The organism is Enterococcus sp. AZ126 (genome assembly GCF_051714545.1).
Lineage (GTDB): Bacteria > Bacillota > Bacilli > Lactobacillales > Enterococcaceae > Enterococcus_L.
This window is the reverse complement of record NZ_JBIOSB010000001.1, coordinates 1251255-1273534: the sequence shown is the minus strand read 5'-3', so window position 1 is coordinate 1273534 and position 22280 is coordinate 1251255. Positions and strand designations below refer to the sequence as shown.

Here is a 22280-nt window from a genome sequence, read left to right as displayed (position 1 = left end):
AATAACCGTTTGAGATTTTTTAAATAAGTTGGCATTCACAAAAATTTGAAGCACAATTTTTGTGAATCCCTTCTTATTTTTCGGAGTTGAACACTTTTGTCCCAACTTCACACTTTTAAAGCCGGAATCGTTTATTAAAACGATCGTTGCAGCAATAATTGTGTTAGTAAAGTTAATTGTTCTTTTCCTAAACAATCAGGTAGTTTTTCGATATCCGTCATGGCCTTCTCAGTAACGTGTTTTGCAAAGCATTTTGCATCATTGACACCATTTAGTTCATGAACGAGTTGGGAAGCTTCAATCGCTTCTTCTGCCGTGATAGAGGAACCTTTTTGGAGATAAACATTTACACGTTCCGGTGCTTTTTGCATGGCAAAGATCAATGGCAACGTGTAAACGCCTTGTGCTAGATCTTCTAAGACAGGTTTTTTTAGGGTATTGATATCTGCTGTATAATCCAAAATATCGTCATACACTTGAAAGGCGATCCCGATATTGCGGCCAATTCGTTTGGCCAGACGTTGTACTTCTGCACAAGCATGGCCAAAATGAGCTCCCTCCAGACAGCTTAGGGAAAATAATTCAGCAGTTTTTCCATTGACACTACGTAGGTAATCAGAAACAGTCATATCTTTTTTGTAACGCATATGCATTTGATCTAATTCACCAAGTAGCAGTCTTTTCATTGCGGAAGCGTTTGTATGTAGAAAATCAGACCCATTCATTGTATCAGCAAGTAACGCGAAAAATTCTGTAAACAATAAGTCACCAGTGTAAACAGCGATATCTTTACCATAGCGGGATTGAATGGTAACGACGCCTCTACGTAGTGGAGAGTCATCAATGATATCATCGTGGATCAATGTTGCCATGTGCAGGATTTCGATTGATGCGGCGATTTTGATTAATTGGTTGGAATCTTGTTTTTTTTCGTCACCGATTTGAGCAAATAAAAAGAAGAAAGCTGGGCGTAGTAATTTACCTCCGGAAGTTGTTAATTCAATTAAAGCAGCTTCAATTTCTTTGTTTCTTATTTTAACTTGTTGTTTGATCAATTCACACGTTTCATTTAATTGTTGTTGGATAATAGGAAATTCTTTCCAAAAATCATTCATAACGCAATAGTCCTTTCAGTAGTTCAATACTATTGATTGTATACGATGTTGGTAAAGAAATACAAGCAAATTATTCTGTGAGCATTAAACTAAATATTGTAAGGAGAGAAGAGTATAATTTGAATAGAGAAGTTTTTTTTGAATTAGTTGAATTAAAAGCAAAGACAGCCAGTGTTTTACCTTTCCTTTTAGGGATTTGTTTTAGTTGGTATCATTATGAAAGTCTACATTTAGTTTATGTTCTTATTTATTTTATTGCGATGTTCATTTTTAATATGGCTGTTGATATTTTAGATAATTATAATGATTACCACCATGCTAAAGAAGGGCATGATTATAAAGAGAAAACCAATATTATCGGTCGGGAAAATTTGTCCTTATCAATGATTCGTCGCTGGATCATTTGGATGGTGGCTATTTCAGCGTTAATGGGTATTGGTTTGACTATGGTTGTTGGCTGGCCATTGTTGTTTCTAGGACTGTATTGTTATTTGATTGGAATCTTTTATTCTTCTGGACCAAAACCATTATCAAGCCTGCCTTTAGGTGAATTCTTTTCAGGATTTACGATGGGCTTTATGATCATGTTGATTTGTGTCTACATCAATACATTTGATTCTTTTCAATGGACAACGGTCAATCTGGGCAGTATCTTTTTGGTGTCATTGCCTAACACCTGTCTGATTGCTAATCTAATGTTAGCAAATAATATTTGTGATTTAGAAGAAGATGAATTGAATCATCGATTTACTTTAGTTCATTATTTAGGGAAGAAAACATCGATTGGTTTGTTTGTCGGTTTGATCGTGCTTGCATTTGCTTCGATTGTTTTGAGTACTTTTTTAGGATTAACACCAATTACTATGTTATTGACGTTGCTCGTTCTGCCATTTATTTGGAAACAAACAAAGTTATTTTTAAACGAGCAGGTCAAAACGAAAACATTTAGTTGCGCTGTGAAGATTTTAGCAGTTGGCGCATTAGCACAAGTTGTATTTTTTGCCATAGGATTGTGGCTTAAATAATAAATAAAGAGATAAAGAGGGGATTTAAATGAGTAAACACGTCGTTATTTTAGGAGCTGGCTATGCCGGATTAAGAGCATTACATGAATTACAAAGAGGAAACAACGAGTTGAAAATCACATTGGTAGATCAAAATGACTACCACTTTGAAGCCACAGATATCCATGAAGTCGCAGCAGGGATCCAAACATCGGAAAGAATCACGTATCCAATTAAAGATGTTGTAAAAACAGCTTGCACGACATTTGTACAAGGAACTGTAGAAAAAATCGATAGTGAAAACCAATTGGTTCAGTTGAAAGACCAAGAAGCACTTTCTTATGATTATTTGATCGTAGCTTTAGGTTATGAATCAGAATCATTTGGGATTCCTGGAGTTGAAGAGTTTTCACTAAAAATGGTGGATATTCCAACATCAGAAAAAGTTTACCAACATCTTACAGAGCAAATGGAAGCTTATAAAGCAACGAAAGACGAAAACTGTCTGAAAATCGTTGTTTGTGGCGCTGGTTTTACTGGGATTGAACTATTAGGTTCATTGAATGAAGGAAAGAAAAACTTAGCAAAAATCGCAGGTGTTGAACCTGATAAAATTCAATTATATTGTGTGGAAGCTGTAACTCGTCTATTACCAATGTTCAGCGAAAAACTTGGTGGTTACGGTATCGATCATCTAAAAAAATGGGGCGTCAATTTCTTAGTTGGAAAACCAATCAAAGAAATCAAACAAGATACTGTTGTATATTTAGATAATCAAGAAACAAATGAATTGAATGAATTAAACGCGAAAACAATTATTTGGACAACGGGTGTTAGTGGAAGTCACGTTGTTGGAGCATCTGGTTTTTCTGCAAAACGTGGTCGTGTGATGGTTAAACCAGATTTAACAGATGCAGATCATAGTAATGTTTATATTATTGGGGACTGTTCTGCTGTGATGGATAAAGAATCTAACCGTCCTTATCCAACAACTGCCCAAATTTCACTTAAAATGGGTGAGCATGCAGGTAAAAATATTAAAGCCCAATTAAAAGGCGAAGCAACAAAAGAGTTTACTTTCAAATCATTGGGTTCTGTTGCGTCAATTGGCAATAGCCAAGCATTTGGTGAAGTAGGAAAAATGGAAGTTAAAGGATATCCAGCTTCTGTGATCAAAAAAGTGATCATGGACCGTTCATTATTTGAAACAGGCGGTATCAAAGAAATGTTAGCAAAAGGTCGTTTTGATTTTTACCGTTAAAATGTAGAATAACAATGAATGCTATGAAAGATTCCAAGTAAAGTGCAGTTTTGATATGACAGAAAGTCAACGGCTGCAGTTATCCAAAATACATGCTTGAATTACAAATCTGGAGCGAAATATCTTATTCGTGTGAGATCTGTTAGCACCTTTTGATAAAAAATTATTTTTTAATTTAAACTTTAAGTGGTATCGCGGATATGGAAGCGCACAAGACAAAAATCTTATTTCAGAAGTGCTGGTTTTATTGTTGTCGTCATTCGGAGGTTGGACAAAAGCATTTACTCGGATTCTTTAAGGCTAGGTTATAACTCTTTGAGTTATGTCCTAGCCTTTAATTAGTTTACAAGAAGATTGAGTAACCTAAATGGAGCAAATCGATGTCTGATTGACGAGAGGCAGTATCCAAAGTATGATGTGGTCAGTATCAATGATTTTGTTGATTTTATTTTTGGTACCAAAATTCATAAAAAACATGACAGCTAATACAGCGAAGAGTGCTTTAAATCATTAAAATTTTAAGAGAAATAATGGGGGTACTTTTGTTCGGCTCGTTTTTTAGGTATAATGGATACTGATTGAAAAGAGGGATGTTACATGGCACAAAAAAGGAAAAGTGCGAAAAAGAAAAAAACAAAAAAACAACAGCAACAACAAGAACATCTTAATTTCATTTTTCTTGGTATCTTTTTTATCTTCTTTGGATTATTTGGACTATTAAAATTAGGATATCTTGGCACTTTAATTGCCAATGGCTTACGTGTAGTTATAGGAAATACATTTCCAGCAGCAGCTATTTTACTGATGCTTTATGGACTTTCTTTAGTAATTTTCGGCAAAGAATTTCCTGTCAAAAAGAGTCGGCCAATTATTGGCGGCGTATTTATTTACTTAGGTATTTTACTTTTTCTACAAGCGTACATGTTTCGTAATGTCGGTACTCAAACTCCAGATATTATGGGAACTACGTGGGCATTTCTTAGAATGGACTTAAAGGCAAATCTTGTTGCACAAAATGTTGGCGGTGGAATGATTGGGGCTGGACTGTACAGCCTGACGTTCTTTTTAGTTGCTCAGTTTGGGAGTTACTTGATTGCGAGTTTGCTGATAATATTCGGTTTATTTTTAATGAGTATGCTCGATTTACAGCAAGTCATGAATGGATTGCAAGTCATTCGGGAAAAGCTTAGTGGTTTAACTGCAAAAAGTGAAGAACGTCAAGCCGAAAAAGAAGCGAAGCGAGCAGAAAAACGTGCAGCTAAACAGGCGGAGATGGAAAAACGAGCTCAAGAACGTCTGAAAAATGATGTACGAGAATTGACACCTGGTGAAAAATTAGCACAAGAGGCACTGAAGCAAGAGGAAAACAAAGTACAGGAACCAGAACAGTTGACGCTAGTTCCAATTGACAGCTTCCAAAGTCAAGCTGAAGCACAGCCCATAAAACAAAAAGTAGCTGTTGAACCTGAAATGGATGAAAGCGGCGAATTGGATTTTGAAATTTCAGAAGAGGCAGAAGATCGTGATTATGAGTTACCTCCATCAACGTTATTAGACTCGATTCCTTCTGCTGATCAAAGTGGGGAATACCAAAAAATCGAAAAAAATATTGGGGTTTTGGAACAAACGTTCAAAAGCTTTGGTGTTGATGCAAAAGTTGTAAAAGCAAGTCTCGGTCCTGCTGTAACGAAATTTGAGATCCAGCCAGCAGTTGGTGTGAAAGTGAGTAAAGTCGTTAGTTTAACGGATGATATCGCGTTAGCTCTTGCTGCAAAAGATGTACGGATGGAAGCACCGATTCCGGGAAAATCATTAATTGGGATCGAAGTGCCAAATAGTACGGTCAGTACCGTTTCATTTAGAGATATCATCGAAGCACAACCAAGTCATCCTGATAAATTGTTGGAAGTACCTCTTGGACGAGATATTTCAGGGATGGTTCAATCAGCCGATTTAGCTAAGATGCCTCACTTATTGATTGCCGGATCAACGGGTAGCGGGAAGTCAGTTGCGATCAACGGGATCATTTCCAGTATTTTAATGAGAGCAAAACCACATGAAGTAAAACTGATGATGATCGATCCCAAAATGGTAGAGCTGAATGTCTATAATGGAATCCCCCATCTATTGACGCCTGTGGTTACAAATCCACGGAAAGCCGCACAAGCGTTGCAAAAAGTAGTCCAAGAAATGGAATTGCGCTACGAAAAATTTGCAGCCGCTGGTGTTCGTAATATTTCTGGGTACAATGAACTAGTGATTCAACATAATTTAGAAGACGGGGAAAATCGTCCGATATTACCATTTATTGTTGTGATCGTTGATGAGTTAGCTGATTTGATGATGGTTGCCAGTAATGAAGTGGAAGATGCAATTATTCGTTTAGCCCAAATGGCTCGAGCAGCTGGAATTCATATGATTTTGGCAACGCAACGTCCGAGTGTGGATGTTATCACAGGAATCATCAAAGCCAATGTCCCTTCAAGAATGGCATTTGCTGTTTCAAGTGGTACTGATTCACGCACGATCATTGATAGTAATGGTGCAGAAAAACTTTTAGGACGTGGAGATATGTTGTTCTTGCCGATGGGCGAAAATAAACCGATCCGAGTTCAAGGAGCCTTTATTTCAGATCATGAGGTCGAACGGATCGTCGCTTTTGTAACGGAACAACAAGAAGCTGATTACCAAGAAAGTATGATGCCGACAGAAGAAGCAACTAGCAGCAGTGAAGCGTCACAAGATGAATTATATGAAGAAGCAAAAGCTTTGGTAGTAGAAATGCAGACAGCTAGTATTTCTTTATTACAAAGACGTTTTAGAATCGGTTATAATCGTGCAGCTCGTTTGGTTGATGAATTAGAAGGACATGGTGTAATAGGGCCATCTGAAGGGAGCAAGCCAAGAAAAGTTTTTCTTGAACCAGAGACGCAAGAGATGCCGGTAGATCATGGTCCTGAGTAAAAATAAGATTCAAAAAAAATGGAGTAAGCTTAAAAGCAAGCTTCATTTTTTCGATGGATCAAGACATATATTTTTAACTTTTTTTAATAAATCTTCTTAAAATGTATGAAATACTATCATAAAAATAGATGAAAAGTTGAATTTAATCATAAATACGATTAAAATTAAGATAGTTCAATATAAAAGACTGACAAATTATAATGAAGTGATCGATTAAATAAAGAGTATGAGGATGAATCGTATGAGAAGAAAAAGCGTATTATATTTAGACGTAGCAGAGCAAATCAAAGCTGATATCATGAATGGTACATATCCTGTCGGTTCCTTATTACCAACAGAAGCTGAATTAGAACAATTATTTGATGTCAGTAAAATCACTGTTCGTCGTGCAATCGAATTATTGTCATCAGAAGAATTAGTCGAGAAAAAAAGTGGAAAAGGAACAACTGTCTTAAGTAATCGACCGTACAATAAATTGTCTAAAGCAGGTACCTTTACAGAATATCTAAATGATTCAGGACAGAAAGTAGCAAAGAAAATATTGAATTTAGAAAAAGTGACATTAACTTCTGATTCTCCCGTCTATCAATCTCTAGGTGAAAAAGCCGTAAAAGTTTCACGTTTATATACACTAGATGATCGACCGTATATCTATTTTAATTATTTTCTACCAATCAGTTTAAGTGATGTTCCATTGGAAGAGTTTGAAAAGGAATCGTTGTATCGCTTGATGGACCAACATGGTATCGAGATTATTAAATTTGAAGATAGTTTTCAAACGATTGAATTAACAACAGAGCAACAAGAAATTCTAGCGACCTCTGAGAAAAATGGGTTAAAACGAATTAGAAAATCAATCGGATTATCTGGAAAAATCGTTGAGTTTTCCGAAGCAATCTATAATACGGCTCTTTATCCGTATGTGATTGAATATGAAGCATAAAAAAATAACAGATTGCTTACAAAAGTGTAAGCAATCTGTTATTTTTTTCAATGGTGTATTCGTCAAGGCTGCATTAAACTAGTGAAGTAGAGAAAAGGAGAGATGGACATGTTACAAGTAGAAAATTTAACTAAAACATATGGAGAACAAATTAAATATGAGGCACTAAAAGGCTTGAGCTTAACTGTTAATGATGGTGAATTTGTCGGAATCATGGGGCCATCAGGAAGTGGGAAAAGCACATTTTTAAATCTACTGGCAACAATTGATCAACCAACATCTGGACACATTTTATTAAATGGCAGTGATCCAAATCAGCTGAATCAAGAAGAAATAGCTAAGTTTAGACGTAGAGAGTTAGGCTTCATTTTTCAAAGTTTCAATTTGATGCCTACGTTGACGGTTGAAGAGAATATTATTCTACCACTAACCTTAGATGGAGAAAAAATTTCAGTTATGAAGAAGAAATTAAAACTTTTTGCCGACCGATTAGGAATTACTAGTTTGTTGAAGAAACGAATTGCAGAAATTTCTGGTGGACAGGCACAACGTGTCGCTGTAGCTCGGGCAATGATCCACCAACCTCAATTATTACTTGCAGACGAACCGACAGGAAATTTGGATACAAAATCATCCAAAGATGTTATGCAATTGTTACAGCAATTAAATGAAGAAGAAAAAGCAACGATTTTGATGGTTACTCATGACCCCTTAGCGGCAAGTTACTGCAAACGAATCGTATTTATCAAAGATGGTGAATTGATTGATGAAATTCATCATAATGGAAATCAAAAGATGTTTTATGATGAATTAATGGTGAAACTATCTGAGATTGAAGGTGTCGATGATGAATTTTAGACAATTTGTTATTCGTAATACCTTAAGAAATAAACATCTCTACATGGCATATTTTTTAAGTACATTATTTTCAGTAATGGTCTTTTTCACATTTACAGTATTTGCATTTCATCCTGCATTGTCAAATGGGCTAAATCAAAAAGCTCAAATTGGAATGTTGGCAGCCGCGATTATCATTTACGGTTTTGCTTTTTTCTTTGTTCTGTACTCGATGGATGTGTTTATTCAATCACGGAAAAAAGAATTTGGTCTGTTGATGATTCAAGGAATGAGTCCTAAGCAACTAAAAAAAATGGTTTTTATTGAAAATTTAGTTATTGGTTTTTTTGCAACGATTATAGGAAGTGTTGCAGGAGTCGGTTTTTCACAACTGATTTTATGGTTAAGTAATAAATTGATGCACGTCAACTTTGGTTTTTATTTTCCAATACAAGCGATTCTATTAACGATTGTTTCATTCGCCGTTTTATTTTTAGCAATCTCGTTTTTCATCCAGTTCCGTTTACCAAAATTAAGTTTACAGGAATTATTGAAGGCAGGAGATCTTGGAAAAGGGACAATCAAAAGCTCATATGTTAAAACTATTTTAGCACTTCTATTGATTGGTGTAGGTTATGCAATTGCACTGTTAGCTAAAGGGACGTTAGTAGCAATGGTCATGTTTCCTGTAATTTTCTTGGTCGTTGTCGGGACACGCTTTTTATTTAATCAATTAAGTGTTTCAGTAATTGAGCGATTGAAAAAGAAAGAAACGATTTTTTGGAAAAAAACAAACATGGTAGTATTCTCTGATTTAGCCTTTCGTATGAAGGATAATGCCCGTTCATTTTTCTTAGTCTCAATTATTTCAACGGTGGCTTTTGCTGCAATCGGAACATTATATGGTTTTCAAAATATGATTTTAGAAGGGATGAAGCAAAATCCATATGAGTTTGAAATCTCAGGAACAGTTGAAGAAACAGCAGCAATCAAACAGGACTTCACTCAATTATTAGCAGAAAAAGGAATTCATGTGGAAGAAGGAGAGCTAACAACTTATACAGATGCGGAGCAAGTTCGTTTTATTAAAGAATCTGAGTATAATCATCTTGCTGGATTAGTTAAACAACCAACGATTCAGACGCAAGGCAAAGCTGTTCAGCTAGTATCAACCAATGCTATAGATGGAACCAAAGAAGCAATGCATGATGTGAAAATTCCTGATGGAACTTCGCTACCTGTGATCAAAAAAGAAAAAACGACGGTTGTTTCTGCCTATGAAAAAACGTTAGTTGTGCCAGATGCGACTAATCTGCAAAACATGGAAAGTACAACAATGACCGTTTGGCAGCCCAAAAATACAAGCTACGAACAATTAGTTTCAATCGGTAAATTCCAAGAAAAAAATATACCGTTTACGGCAAAAAGCTATACACAACAATCAATTACTGATATGTATGCGCCTATCTTATTTGTTGGAATCTTTATTGGCATCGTGTTCTTTGTTTCAGCTGGAAGTTTCTTATATTTCAGACTATACAGCGATATGGATGTAGACGTAGAGAAATTCAAGATGATTTACAAAATGGGCTTAGCAAAAAAAGAGTTGAAGAAAATGATTTATCAACAAGTAGGTATCTTGTTCTTTACACCGATCATTGTTTCTGTGATCCATGGAGCAGTAGCTTTGACAGCAATGTACCATATGTTCGATCAAGGTATGCAGTTGGCAGGATGGCAAGTGTTAGGCGTCTTTGTTCTGATTCAAGTCGTTTACTATCTTATTGCTCGGGTGTTCTATTTCAAAAAAGTTTATCGTTTAGTTCAATCATAGAACATAGAAAGAAATTATGAAAAATGTCTTTAGTTCTGAGAAAGTTAAAAGTGGATAGTACTTGATATAGTAGACAAAAAATAGCAAAACTTTAGACTACAAAGTCAAAAGATAGTATCAAAAATTTCATTCTGTTTTAAAATTTAGGCTCTTTGTCAACTAATGTTGGTGAAGAAAATCCAAAGAATTAAATCAACTATTGTAAGGCCTAGAGGAAAATACCTCTAGGTTTTTCTATTTGGTTGAAAAAGAACGGTACCAAAACATAAAGCAATTCTCAATTTGAAATTATAAAAGTTACGAAAACCATACGCATTTCTCTTTAATACTTTGATATGGTTGTTCAAACATTCCAACGATCCATTGGAATAAGATAATTCGAGGTCGTTTTTAAGTTCATTTTGAACTTTACTAAAAGTTGAAAAAACCGTTTGCTAATAGTCAGGAAGCGTAGGATATTCTTTTTCTACTAACGTGTGAAATCGTGTATAATCTCTTGTTAGTACGGCATAAAAAATATCCTGATAACAGGTGTACCCAGCTTTTAATTCTTTATCATACGCAAGAAGTCGATCTACGAGTTCCGTTTCTGTTAAATAGGCACGAAAGGAAGGACGCCAACGTCGGTTTTCAACGATATCAATCAACTGTTTTGTTTGACCGATTTGAATTCATCAAAACAAAGGACTTCGGGCAAGGTCAGGCGATTGATTTTTTTCGGTTCATAAAATTGTTTCAAGACACGGTAAACAGACGAGACAGAAACGTTTTTTGACGCGCAATCTTACTCATAGACGTGACTTGTTTCTGCGACGAATATTCTTTCACATATTTTGCATTAAAAAAGATGCCGGTGATTTCTCACCAACATCAGAAAGTTTAGAGCCAAAGTAATAACCATGCATACAGAATACCGTTTAAAGCTCAAATCAACCCTAAAAAATAAGAAGTAAGTGTGAAGAATGATTAATAAAAACAGATAGCCAAACAAGCAGAGGAAAAATGCTAAGATAGGTGAATCTTAATGATAACTTTAAAGTTATTACCTAAATGGCGATTAGCGGTTGTTATTTTTTTAGATCAATAAATAGCGCAAAATAACGTATTGATCAGTATAACGATTAACTCAATAAGATTTTAGTTCTATCTATTTTATTATAAAAATGATAGCTTATACAAAAAATATTTAATATTAATATTGATAAATAATTTAATCAAGAGTATACTTACTTTAAGTAAGTTTGAAGCTGTGTGAAATGGAAAGTCAATCTAGGTGATTTACGAATCTATTTCAAAGTTTTCTAGTACTACAGCTAACTCGAATAACACATTTGACAAAAATATACAGACTGAGAATAGAGGGTACAACGAATGAACATAAAAAATTATTTGAATCGTTTAACTATGGAAGATGATTTAACCTCAACTATTAAACGATTAACGACGCTTCAACGAAACCATGTTAAAAGAATCCCTTTTGAAAATATAGATATAATGAACAATCAAGAGATTGTTTTAGATGAAGAACAGTTTTATAAAAAAATAATTGAAAATAATAGAGGTGGTATTTGTTATGAACTTAATGGATTGTTTAATTTGTTACTGAACAAATTAACGATCGATAGTTACTTAATTGCAGCCACAATAACGAATTGTGAAATGGAAAAAACGCATGCATGTATTATTTCTACGATTGATACGAATAAATTTTTAGTAGATGTTGGCTTTGGAAATATTTATCAGGGACCTATTCCTTTAGATGGTAAAATGGTTGAAGATGTAAGTGGAAGCTACTACATCAAACATGTTGCGCATGACGAATATAGTGTAATTAGAATCAAAGAGAGTGAGGAAACTGTTCTTTACAATTTTTTTGATACTTCAGTATCGTTAAAATCGTTTTCTGAGGCACTATATTTTAATACCCATAGTCCAAAATCAGTATTTAATAAAAAAGAATTGATCACGATAGCGACTGATACAGGAAGAGTCACTCTGACAGATAAAAGCATACTAAAAATTTCTACAGGATCAGATCAAATTAAACAAAAGATAACTAACTATAAAAATACGTTAGAAAAGTATTTTTATATTACGACCATATAACTTGAAAACGTACTTTACAATGTACTCATTCCCATATCAAATAGAAGTGTTGAAGATACCCTAGGTCAGATTAGAGGTATCTTTTTATATGCAATTATGGAATGAAACACAAGTAAAATATAAATTCATGTTCATTCTCTCGATTAAACAAAAAGAACCTATATATCAACTGATACATGGGTTCTCCTTGTGATTAAAAAAATACAATTATTAAAGTAAGCTGGATAGTGCTACATAGTAGATAACGAAAAAAGAAAATAAAGTTCTAAAAAAATTAATACAGTACGTGAGAATAGTTTGTCAAAAAGATAGCCATTCAAGAAAGAAACGAGAATCTGTTTTGATTAATTAAGGTTCTACAATTCCTTGATCATCAATTCGACCGGAAATTTCAACATCATGTTCCGCATAAAAAGACAAAGGCGTATCCGTAGTTGAAGGTGATTTTATAGCTTCCAGCACGTCTGATTTAAATTGGTCAAGGCCCTCATCAGTTGTTGTGTCATATAAAATAGTGGCGCGGCCTAAATCAAATGCTAAGGAATCAAGATGTTTATTTTGAATTTGAATCACGTTCTTCTTTAATGCTTTAGCATAGCCCAATTCATAATAAATATTTGGGTCATGACTGGATAAATCAACAATGACTAGATCTGCTTTGTCTAAACCGTTGTGAATCTTTTGCTCTGTTGCTTGAAGATCCTCACTCAAATCAATCATGATCAGCTCAAATCCAAGTTGATTTTTAGCAAAGACATCTCGGATATAGCCAGAAAGTAAGTCAGTATGACCTTTAAAATTACTGGCATCTTCATTGATAGGACTTGCGAAGAAACATACATTCGTTTTCATAAAAAAACCTCTTTTCTTATCTTTAATTATATCAACGATGTAAGGACGAAACAAACAATAAGAATGAGTACTGCTGATATTAGAAACAAGGGCATAAAAAATAGTTAATTTTGCTACCTAACCTAGATAACATATAGACAAATCCAATACGATACGTTATAGTATGAAGCGAATGTTAAGAAGAAATGAGGAAGAAAATTAGTGGAAAAAGCATCCATTTATGGTTTAACCAAAGAAGAGTTGATCGCATGGTTCATCGAACATGACGAAAGAAAGTTCCGTGCCACACAAGTCTGGGAATGGCTTTATATCAAACGTGTCATGGCCTTTAGCGACATGACGAATTTATCAAAAGATGTCATTGAATTATTAGAAGAAAACTTCATTATCAATCCATTGCGTCAAGTGATCGTTCAAGAAGCGAAAGATGGCACAGTAAAATATCTTTTTGAGTTACCAGATAAAAATATGATCGAGACAGTTTTGATGCGTCAAGAATACGGCATGTCTGTTTGTGTAACAACGCAAGTGGGTTGTAATATTGGCTGTACGTTCTGTGCAAGTGGTTTACTTAAAAAGCAACGTGATTTAACAGCAGGAGAAATTGTTGCCCAGATAATGTTGGTCCAACATTATTTCGACGAGCGTGGACAAGGGGAACGTGTCAGTCATATTGTTGTGATGGGGATCGGTGAGCCTTTTGATAACTATGATAATTTAATGAATTTCCTACATACGATCAATGATCCAAAAGGGCTGGCGATTGGCGCTCGCCATATTACCGTTTCAACGAGTGGCTTAGTGCCGAAAATCAAGGAATTTGCGAATAACGGCCTACAAGTAAACTTAGCGATTTCTCTACATGCGCCAAATAATGACGTTCGGACCTCTATTATGCGCATTAATCGCAGTTTCCCAATTGAAAAGTTAATGGAGGCTGTTGATGAGTATTTAGAAAAAACGAATCGTCGGATCACATTTGAATATATTATGTTGAGCAATGTTAATGATCGCCCAGAGCATGCGCAACAATTGGCAGATTTGTTGAAGGATAAGAAAAAGTTGACGTTTGTTAATTTGATTCCATATAATCCAGTTAGTGAACATGATCAATACAGTCGGAGTGAAAAAGCGGATGTATTGAAATTCTATGATATCTTGAAGAAGAATGGTGTCAACTGTGTGATTAGAAAAGAATACGGAACAGATATTGATGCAGCTTGTGGACAATTGAGAAGTAAGCAAATCAAAAGAGAAAAGAAAAGTGTTTAATTTTTAATAAAAACTAAACCATTAAAAAAGTCCCTAATAAACCAATTTCGGTTTTATTAGGAATTTTTTTATTTTTCAGGTAAAATTGTAAATCCATAATCAATGATATGATCTTTTAAATAACGTAAATATTCGTTTCCCATAGGTGATAACGACATCTGTGCAGGATGAATCCAACCAATCTCCATTGTTTCATCAACTTCTAAAGGCAAGGCAACAATATTTTCATCATTCAATTCTCGACTCAATACGCCAGAACTTATCGTATAACCGTCAAGCCCGATCAAAAAATTGAATAACGTCGCCCGATCACTGACACGAATGCTTTTTTTATGATAGCGAGTACTCAAGATCTCCTCTGAAAAATGAAAAGAATTAAATTGTCCCTGTTCAAATGAAAGATATGGAAACTCTTCTAAATCTGTAAGCGTTACTGATTTTTTCCCAACTAAGGGATTTTTTTTACTCACAAAAACATGGGGATGTGCCATAAATAAGGGATGAAAAATCAATTGTTTCTCTTTTAATAATTTTCGAATAACTTTTTCATTAAAAGGATTAAGATACAAAATACCTAATTCACTTTGAAAAGTACTGACATCTTCAATAATATTGTTTGTTTGCGTTTCGCGAAAGGTAAATTCGTATTCATTTTTTTCGTATGATTTGATCAATTGGACAAATGCATGTACGGCAAAAGCATAGTGCTGTGCAGAAACAGAAAACAATCTTCGACGAGTCTCCGTTCCTTTATATTTCTCTTCCAGCAAATCGACTTGTTCCAAAATTTGTCTAGCATAGGATAAAAACTCAGTCCCTTCTGTTGTAAGGATCATCCCTTTTTGTGTTCGCTGAAAGATCTGAATATTCATTTCTTGCTCAAGTTCTTTGATGGCAGTTGACAGGCTCGGTTGAGTGATAAATAGCTGTTTGGCTGCTTCGTTGACTGAACCTAATTCAACAACTTTTACAATATAATCCAATTGTTTAATTCGCATAGTATCGTCCTCCCTAAATATAAAAACATAACTAGACAAAATTTAAAACAAATAAATTGGTCGTTTTAGATTTCAACTTGGATTACTTGTACACCTTGTTTTTCAATTTCTCGAATCACTTCAGGAGAGGCAAAAGTATCGGTGATCAAATAATTGATATCTTTAATATGCCCACTAGTAAAGTTAGACGAAAAACCAATTTTTCGATAATCTGCAACGACGATCACTAAACCATTTGTTCGCTCGATGATCAGCGAATTTATTTTAGATTCATGCAAAACAGGCGTCGTGATTCCATTCTCAACACTAAGCCCAGAGCAGCCGATAATTGAAATATTAGAAGACATTTTTGAAAAAGAATCAATTGCAATATCACCAACTAAAGCTTCTTTCGGAAAACGAATTTCCCCTCCGGATAAAATAACTGTTGAATTTGGATTGTGATCAAGATTGGCAACTTTGACATTATTTGTGACGATTGTAACGCGTTTATTTTCCAGATTTTTTAAAGAAGATAATGCTGTTGAACCTGTATTGATAAATAACGTATTGCCATCTTTAACGAATTCTGCAGCTTTTTTTGCGATTGCATTTTTCAAAATTTCAATTTCTTCATTGTAATCTTCTGTGCCAATTTTCGAAACAATTTGAGCTTTTCCGTGGGCACGTTGTACCAACCCCATCTTTTCTAATGCAATCAGATCACGTCGAACAGTAATCTCTGAAACAGCCAATTCCCGACTGATCTCTTTCACCAGTAAACTTACTTCTGCAGTTAATAGTTCAAGTAGTTTATCTCGACGATTTTTGATTGTCTTATGCGAACTTTTCATCTAAATTCCTCCCTTCTAACTCATTTGAGTAAATACAAGTGTATTTACCAGCGCTTTTGCCTCTTTTAACAAACGATAACCTCTTGATGGTTCATTCAGTTTAAGTAAACATTGACCTTTTAAATACAAAAGATAGGCTAATTCTCGATTATTTAGTCTATTTTTATCGATCAAGTCTAATTCACTTAAACATTTTTTATGTCTATTTTGATGGAAATATCTCATTCCCGCAATTTCATTCCATGAAAACAATCCACGCATTTGCTTCTTCTTAACGTTTTTTAACTTAAATAAATGTTCTAGACAATGATTTAGATTTTCTTCTTCGTTTAAAAAAGAAAAGCAGTACATTTGCGTATGATAATAAATGAAGAGGTAATCAAATGTGGAATGAAAAAAAGATTTGTTTTTATCTAGATGATCTAAACAATTCTGATAATTTCCTTCGTCTAGCAAAAGTAAGCTGTCAAAAATAATAATAGACTGTTTGAAGCCATTAAACAAATCTTTTTTCTTTAGATCGTCTTTTAGAACAATCGCTTTTTTTAAATCACATTCAACAGTCAAAGCGTAAATCATTTTTTCATAGATGTTTTTTAGATACTCAAAAAGGACAACGATCCCTAATACGATTCCACCTATAAAACCAAAAATAAGTTTTGCCCCGAATGCATGAGTAGTTGCGACCAGATAAAAGATATAAGCCGCAAACAACGAATATACGACCCATAACAATCCTTTTTTTCCAAAATAAATACTTTTCCAAACTACATTTTTCATCTTCTTCACCTCATCGAAACTATATCATAAAAAATATAATATGAACATAAAAAAAGATGTTATAATCATTAATTTTCTTAATTCAGATTTAAATGTTCTTAAAAATGTATAAATGATCATAAAAATGGATTGAAAACGGTTTAAAATATTGTAGAATAAAAAGTGTAAACGAGAATGAGATATGGAGGGATTATATGGCAACAATTCATGATGTAACAAAAGAAAGTTGGATTTTAAGTACTTTTCCTGAATGGGGAACCTATTTGAATGAAGAGATCGAACAAGAAGATGTCAAATCAGGTACTGTTTCAATGTGGTGGTTAGGCTGTACAGGAATTTGGTTAAAATCACATGAAGGAACGAATATTTTATGTGATTTATGGTGCGGAACTGGAAAAAGAGCTCACGGTAATGGAAAAATGAAAAAAGGCCATCAAATGATGCGTATGAGTGGTTGTGAAAATATGCAGCCAAATCTTAGAACACAGCCTTTTGTGATTGATCCATTTGCAGTCAAAGACGTTGATGCTTTAGTCGTGACACATATTCATTCCGATCATTTAGATATTAATACGGCGGCAGCAGTTCACCAAAATTGCCCAAATGCGCGTTTTATCGGCCCAAAAGAAGTCGTTGCTACTTGGTTGAAATGGGGAATACCTAGAGACAAAACAACAATCGTAAAACCTGGTGATCAGGTATCCATCAAAGATGTAAATATTGTAGCTTTAGAAGCGTTTGATAGAACGGCATTAGTAACTTGTGAAGATCCAGAAGTAACTTTAAAAGGAAAATTACCTCAAGATATGGACGAAATTGCTGTTAATTATTTGTTTGAAACGAGTGGCGGCGCTATCTATCACGCAGGCGATTCACACTATTCTAATATGTTTGCCAAGCATGGCAATGAACACAAGATTGATGTTTGTTTAGGCGCTTACGGAGAAAATCCAAGAGGGATCACAGATAAAGTCACATCGGTCGATATGTTACGTATGGCGGAATCTTTGAATGCAAAGGTTGTTATTCCAGTTCATTATGATATTTGGGCAAATTTTATGGCTGATCCAAAAGAAATCACAGAAATTTGGAAATTTAAAAAAGACCGTTTGGACTATCAATTTAAGCCCTTTATATGGCAAGTCGGCGGGAAATTTACGTATCCAAATGATAAAGATAAGCTTGAATTCAACTTTTATCGTGGGTTTGACGATGTCTTTACGAGAGAAAATGATACACCATTTCCATCATTTCTATAAGAAGGGAGAAAGTAAATGCTAAAGTATTTTTATGATAATGATCTGATTCGTTTTTGTGATAAAACACCAGATAATTGGGAAGATGCAGTGATTCTTAGCTGTCAAACGCTATTGGAAAAAAGCATCATTACGCAACAATATGTAGACGAGATCGTAGCATGTGTTCAAAAATATGGCCCTTATATTGTAATCGTCCCAGGCGTTGCGATGCCTCATTCATCAGAAGATAGTCAAGGCGTTTTAGGAACAGCTATTTCATTTACAAAAATGAATCAAGATGTTGTTTTTGAAGCAGGAAATTCAGAAAAAAATGCACGTTTATTTTTCACATTAGCGGCTAAAAATAATGAAGAGCATGTGGAAAATATTTCTAAATTATCAGAAATGTTGATGACCGATGGCTTAATTGATGCCTTGATGACAATCGAAACGATGGAAGAGTATCAAAAAGTAATGACAACTTTTGACAGATAGAAAGAAGGGGAGTAAATGACACAAGTATTGAATTTTCTGATGGGGATATGGGATTATTTTGCTGCAAATATTTTAACTCAGCCAGCATTTTTAATCGGATTTATTGTTTTATTGGGCTATGTTTTATTAAAGAAACCATTATATGAAAGTATTGCTGGTTTTTTAAAAGCAACGGTCGGTTACTTGATTTTGACTGTTGGTTCAGGCGGCTTAGTCAATAATTTTAGACCGATTCTAGTTGGCTTAAAAGAACGCTTTAATTTAGATGCGATGGTCATTGATCCTTATTTTGGTCAAAATGCTGTAACTGCAGGAATCGAAGAAACTTTCGGACGAACATTTAGTGATACCATGATTTTATTATTGATTGCGTTTGTCATGAATATTTTATTGGTACGTTTCAAAAAATATACAAAATTACGAGCGGTTTTTACAACAGGAAATGTTCAAATTCAACAGGCGGCAACAGCGTTTTGGATTTTGTTATTTTGTTTTCCTGATTTAGGGCAAATTCAAATATTATTGATTATGGGTCTTATTCTAGGTTGCTATTGGGCAGTTGGATCGAATCTAACGGTCGATATTACACAAGATTTAACTGAAGGGGCAGGTTTTGCAATTGCTCATCAGCAGATGTTTGGGGTTTATATCTTCGCTCGATTAGCAGAGAAAATTAAAAAAGATAAAAATAATCGCAAACTGGAAGATGTCCAATTACCTGGTTTTTTATCGATTTTCAATGAGAACATGGTTGCAACGTCAATCTTGATGCTCTTTTTCTTTGGCATTATTTTAGTTGTATTGGGACCTGCGTATTTAATTGAGGCAGGATTCATGGTGGAAGGACAAAGTTTCTTTTTCTATATTTTGCAAACAGCATTATATTTTGCCGTTTGTCTCGCTATTTTGCAATTAGGTGTACGAACCTTTGTTTCTGAGTTGACAGAGTCGTTCCAAGGAATATCTAATACGTTGTTGCCCGGTGCCGTTCCTGGGATCGATGTTGCAGCAACATTTGGTTTTGGTTCACCCAACGCCGTGACAATTGGCTTCTTATTTGGTGCTTTAGGTCAATTTATAACGATTGGATTATTGATTTTGTTTAAATCACCTGTGATCGTGATTGCAGGATTTATTCCGTTGTTCTTTGATAATGCAGTAATTGCTGTTTATGCAAATAATCGTGGAGGGTTTAAAGCGGCTTGTATATTCCCTTTTATTTCAGGTGTGATCCAAGTTGTAGGATCTGCTTTAATAGCAGCTTTCATCGGATTATCACAATACGGTGGTTATATCGGTATGTTTGATTGGGCAACCGTTTGGCCTGTGATGACTATCCTAATGAAATATTTAGGCTATTTCGGGGTTGCTTTAGTCGTAGTTTTATTGCTGGCAATTCCGCAATTACAATATCGAGCAAATCCAGAAGGGTATTTCTTGATTGTTGATGATTATGATGAATACGTAAAAAAGATGGCGACAAAGAGTGCGTAACAATTAATACCTAGCTTCAAGAATTAATTTTTCGGGAAAAAGATAAAACATAAAAGAGACAAAGAGCGTCTCAAATATGTTTTCCTATTTTCCAGTCAAGGCTGGACGAACTCGTTTAGCTTTTACGATTATCTAGCTACGTAGGCTAGTCTCTAGGAAAAAAGATGAACTATGTATATGACAAAAAAAGTCACAATCGTATGTCCTTATTTTTCTACGAGCCTAAATTAGCTTACTACGCTTTCAAATTTAGGAGGAAATTAAAATGAGAGTATTAGTATCGTGTGCAAATGGATCAGGAACAAGTTTAATGATGAAAAAAAGTGTGGAAAAAGCACTGAAAGAACTGGGCTTTAACATTACCAATATTCACCATTGTGCAATTTCAGAAGGAAAAAGTACGGCAGGACAATATGATGTTGTATTTTGTCCAATGAATTTTCTAAATATGTTTGATGATGCTAAGAAAAAAGGCATCACAGTTGTTGGGGTAAAAAATGTTATGTCTGCTAAAGAAATCAGTGAGCGCGTGCAAGAGACAGAGCTAGCGGCCAAATTCAAATAGTCAAAGTAAGGTAAATAACAGGTCAATGAGGCTAGGACATAACTCTACGAGCTATGTCCTGGCTATAAGGAATCCAAATAGATGGTGGGAGCAAAAGTAACGTCTTCACAGTTTAACGCTTCTATCCAAACCTTATCAATCGAAATCATTACAAACCAACCAAGGAGAGAGAGAAATGAGTAGACCAAATTTACAGGTAGCTTTAGATCATTCAGATTTGCCTAGTGCAATCAAGGATGTGGTTCAAGTTGGAGAAATTGTAGATATTGTAGAAGTAGGAACGATTCTTTGTTTGCAAGCAGGAGCGGAAGCGGTTCGCTGTATTCGCGCATTATATCCAGATAAAAAAGTAGTTGCAGATACAAAATGTGCTGATGCTGGCGGGACGGTTGCAAAAAATTGTCGTGATGCTGGAGCGGATTGGATGACGGTCATTTGTTGTGCAACGATTCCTACTATGGAAGCAGCAGCGAAAGAAGTCGAAGAAGTTCAAGTTGAATTATATGGAGATTGGACATATGGACAAGCTGAAAAATGGCTGGATGCGGGAATTTCTCAAGCTATTTATCATCAAAGTCGAGATGCACTTTTGGCAGGTGAAACATGGGGTGAAAAAGATTTAGAAAAGGTAAGAAAATTGATTGAAATGGGTTTTAGGGTTTCAGTCACTGGCGGATTGGATGTTGAAACGTTAAAACTATTCAAGGATCTTAATGTATATACATTTATTACAGGCCGAGGTATTACAGCTTCTGCCGATCCTAAAAAAGCTGCACAAGATTTTCAAGATGAAATAAAACGGATTTGGGGGTGAAGTTGATGACTTCAATAGGCATCTATGAAAAGGCGCTTCCTAAAAATATGAGCTGGAAAGAGCGACTTTTGCTCGCAAAAAAATTGGGATTTGATTTTATTGAAATGTCGATCGACGAAACGGATGAGCGTCTTAAAAGATTAGATTGGACAAACGAAGAGCGTAAGGCAGTGAGAGAATCAATACATGAAACGAATGTATCGATATTATCGATTTGTTTAAGCGGACATCGACGCTTTCCTTTTGGCTCTAAAGAGCTAAAGACAAGAACAGCTGCGTTGATTTTAATGGAAAAAGCTATAAATTTAGCCTCTGACTTAGGTATCCGTACCATTCAATTAGCTGGTTATGATGTTTATTATGAAGTTAAAACGTTGACATCAAGAGAATATTTTATCGAAAATTTAAAAAAAGCTGTTGCAATGGCAGCTTCAAAAGAGATTGTGTTATCCATAGAAATCATGGATGATCCATTTATGAATTCTATTTCTAAGTTTTTAAAAATAAAAGAACAGATTCGTTCACCATATCTACAAGTATATCCTGACTTAGGTAATTTATCTGCGTGGCCAGAAAATGATGTTGGCTATGAATTAGAACTTGGGATCGACCAGATTTCCGCTGTTCATTTGAAAGATACTCTGGCTGTAACGGAGCAGTTTGCCGGAAAATTTAAAGAAGTTCCATTTGGTACAGGCTGTGTCGATTTTTTAGGTTGTCTTAAAACATTGAAACGATTGCATTATAATGGTCCCTTTCTAATTGAGATGTGGAGTGAAACTAGTGACACGCCTGAAAAGGAAATCGAACAGGCAAAAGAGTTTCTATTTCCATATTTAAAGGAGGTTGGATATCTTGATAAATAAAGACCTGAT

At 34.9% G+C, this 22280-nt stretch carries 20 protein-coding genes and 1 pseudogene; 14 read left to right on the top strand and 7 right to left on the bottom strand.

Features of this window, described 5'->3' with window-relative positions:
• Positions 1-134: 134 nt before the first annotated feature.
• Positions 135-1115, bottom strand: coding sequence for a polyprenyl synthetase family protein (locus IGI43_RS06155; RefSeq protein ID WP_438756941.1), 981 nt, complete (start codon positions 1113-1115; stop codon positions 135-137).
• Positions 1116-1234: 119 nt separating this feature from the next.
• Here IGI43_RS06155 and IGI43_RS06150 point away from each other — a divergent pair, with 119 nt between their 5' ends.
• The 6 genes from IGI43_RS06150 to IGI43_RS06125 all read left to right on the top strand — a co-directional run bounded on the left by IGI43_RS06150 (position 1235) and on the right by IGI43_RS06125 (position 9958).
• A complete protein-coding gene (locus tag IGI43_RS06150; RefSeq protein ID WP_438756940.1) occupies positions 1235-2140 on the top strand; it encodes a prenyltransferase in 906 nt (301 codons plus the stop codon).
• 28 nt (positions 2141-2168) lie between these two features.
• A complete protein-coding gene (locus IGI43_RS06145) occupies positions 2169-3380 on the top strand; it encodes an NAD(P)/FAD-dependent oxidoreductase (RefSeq protein WP_438756939.1) in 1212 nt (403 codons plus the stop codon).
• A gap of 597 nt (positions 3381-3977) precedes the next feature.
• The gene (locus IGI43_RS06140; RefSeq protein WP_438756938.1) at positions 3978-6344 is read left to right on the top strand and encodes a DNA translocase FtsK; all 2367 of its coding nucleotides are present in this window, start codon (positions 3978-3980) and stop codon (positions 6342-6344) included.
• Positions 6345-6585: 241 nt separating this feature from the next.
• Positions 6586-7287 (top strand): GntR family transcriptional regulator, encoded by a 702-nt coding sequence (locus tag IGI43_RS06135; RefSeq protein WP_438756937.1) that lies wholly within the window; start codon positions 6586-6588, stop codon positions 7285-7287.
• Between the two features lie 108 nt (positions 7288-7395).
• Positions 7396-8145 (top strand): ABC transporter ATP-binding protein, encoded by a 750-nt coding sequence (locus tag IGI43_RS06130; RefSeq protein ID WP_438756936.1) that lies wholly within the window; start codon positions 7396-7398, stop codon positions 8143-8145.
• The gene (locus IGI43_RS06125; protein ID WP_438756935.1) at positions 8135-9958 is read left to right on the top strand and encodes an ABC transporter permease; all 1824 of its coding nucleotides are present in this window, start codon (positions 8135-8137) and stop codon (positions 9956-9958) included. The genes IGI43_RS06130 and IGI43_RS06125 overlap by 11 nt, the downstream gene beginning before the upstream one ends.
• Before the next feature lie 224 nt (positions 9959-10182).
• On the opposite strand, the pseudogene IGI43_RS06120 reads toward IGI43_RS06125, so the two are convergent.
• Positions 10183-10329: pseudogene (locus IGI43_RS06120) on the bottom strand (transposase); the annotation flags it as partial.
• A gap of 63 nt (positions 10330-10392) precedes the next feature.
• A complete protein-coding gene (locus tag IGI43_RS06115) occupies positions 10393-10605 on the bottom strand; it encodes a hypothetical protein (protein ID WP_438756934.1) in 213 nt (70 codons plus the stop codon).
• Between the two features lie 724 nt (positions 10606-11329).
• Here IGI43_RS06115 and IGI43_RS06110 point away from each other — a divergent pair.
• On the top strand, positions 11330-12064 hold the full coding sequence (locus tag IGI43_RS06110; protein WP_438756933.1) for an arylamine N-acetyltransferase family protein: 735 nt from the start codon (positions 11330-11332) through the stop codon (positions 12062-12064).
• A gap of 348 nt (positions 12065-12412) precedes the next feature.
• On the opposite strand, the gene IGI43_RS06105 is transcribed toward IGI43_RS06110, so the two are convergent.
• Positions 12413-12916, bottom strand: coding sequence for a hypothetical protein (locus IGI43_RS06105; RefSeq protein ID WP_438756932.1), 504 nt, complete (start codon positions 12914-12916; stop codon positions 12413-12415).
• A 201-nt stretch (positions 12917-13117) separates the two neighbouring features.
• On the opposite strand from IGI43_RS06105, the gene rlmN reads away from it, so the two are divergent.
• Positions 13118-14188, top strand: coding sequence for a 23S rRNA (adenine(2503)-C(2))-methyltransferase RlmN (gene rlmN, locus IGI43_RS06100; protein WP_438756931.1), 1071 nt, complete (start codon positions 13118-13120; stop codon positions 14186-14188).
• 68 nt (positions 14189-14256) lie between these two features.
• On the opposite strand, the gene IGI43_RS06095 is transcribed toward rlmN, so the two are convergent.
• From IGI43_RS06095 to IGI43_RS06085, 3 genes are all read right to left on the bottom strand, one after another.
• Complete coding sequence (locus IGI43_RS06095; RefSeq protein ID WP_438756930.1) at positions 14257-15186, bottom strand: LysR family transcriptional regulator; 930 nt, start codon at positions 15184-15186, stop codon at positions 14257-14259.
• Between the two features lie 65 nt (positions 15187-15251).
• A complete protein-coding gene (locus IGI43_RS06090; protein ID WP_438756929.1) occupies positions 15252-16019 on the bottom strand; it encodes a DeoR/GlpR family DNA-binding transcription regulator in 768 nt (255 codons plus the stop codon).
• A gap of 15 nt (positions 16020-16034) precedes the next feature.
• A complete protein-coding gene (locus IGI43_RS06085) occupies positions 16035-16799 on the bottom strand; it encodes a hypothetical protein (RefSeq protein ID WP_438756928.1) in 765 nt (254 codons plus the stop codon).
• 194 nt (positions 16800-16993) lie between these two features.
• On the opposite strand from IGI43_RS06085, the gene ulaG reads away from it, so the two are divergent.
• The 6 genes from ulaG to IGI43_RS06055 all read left to right on the top strand — a co-directional run bounded on the left by ulaG (position 16994) and on the right by IGI43_RS06055 (position 22271).
• Positions 16994-18058, top strand: coding sequence for an L-ascorbate 6-phosphate lactonase (gene ulaG, locus IGI43_RS06080; protein WP_438756927.1), 1065 nt, complete (start codon positions 16994-16996; stop codon positions 18056-18058).
• A gap of 15 nt (positions 18059-18073) precedes the next feature.
• Positions 18074-18532 (top strand): PTS sugar transporter subunit IIA, encoded by a 459-nt coding sequence (locus IGI43_RS06075; RefSeq protein WP_438756926.1) that lies wholly within the window; start codon positions 18074-18076, stop codon positions 18530-18532.
• 15 nt (positions 18533-18547) lie between these two features.
• Positions 18548-20026 (top strand): PTS ascorbate transporter subunit IIC, encoded by a 1479-nt coding sequence (locus IGI43_RS06070; RefSeq protein ID WP_438756925.1) that lies wholly within the window; start codon positions 18548-18550, stop codon positions 20024-20026.
• A gap of 265 nt (positions 20027-20291) precedes the next feature.
• A complete protein-coding gene (locus IGI43_RS06065; RefSeq protein WP_010764215.1) occupies positions 20292-20591 on the top strand; it encodes a PTS sugar transporter subunit IIB in 300 nt (99 codons plus the stop codon).
• 175 nt (positions 20592-20766) lie between these two features.
• Entirely contained in the window at positions 20767-21405 is a 639-nt protein-coding gene (locus IGI43_RS06060) for a 3-keto-L-gulonate-6-phosphate decarboxylase UlaD (protein WP_438756924.1), read from the top strand.
• 5 nt (positions 21406-21410) lie between these two features.
• Entirely contained in the window at positions 21411-22271 is an 861-nt protein-coding gene (locus tag IGI43_RS06055) for an L-ribulose-5-phosphate 3-epimerase (protein WP_438756923.1), read from the top strand.
• The last annotated feature ends 9 nt before the right edge of the window (positions 22272-22280 follow it).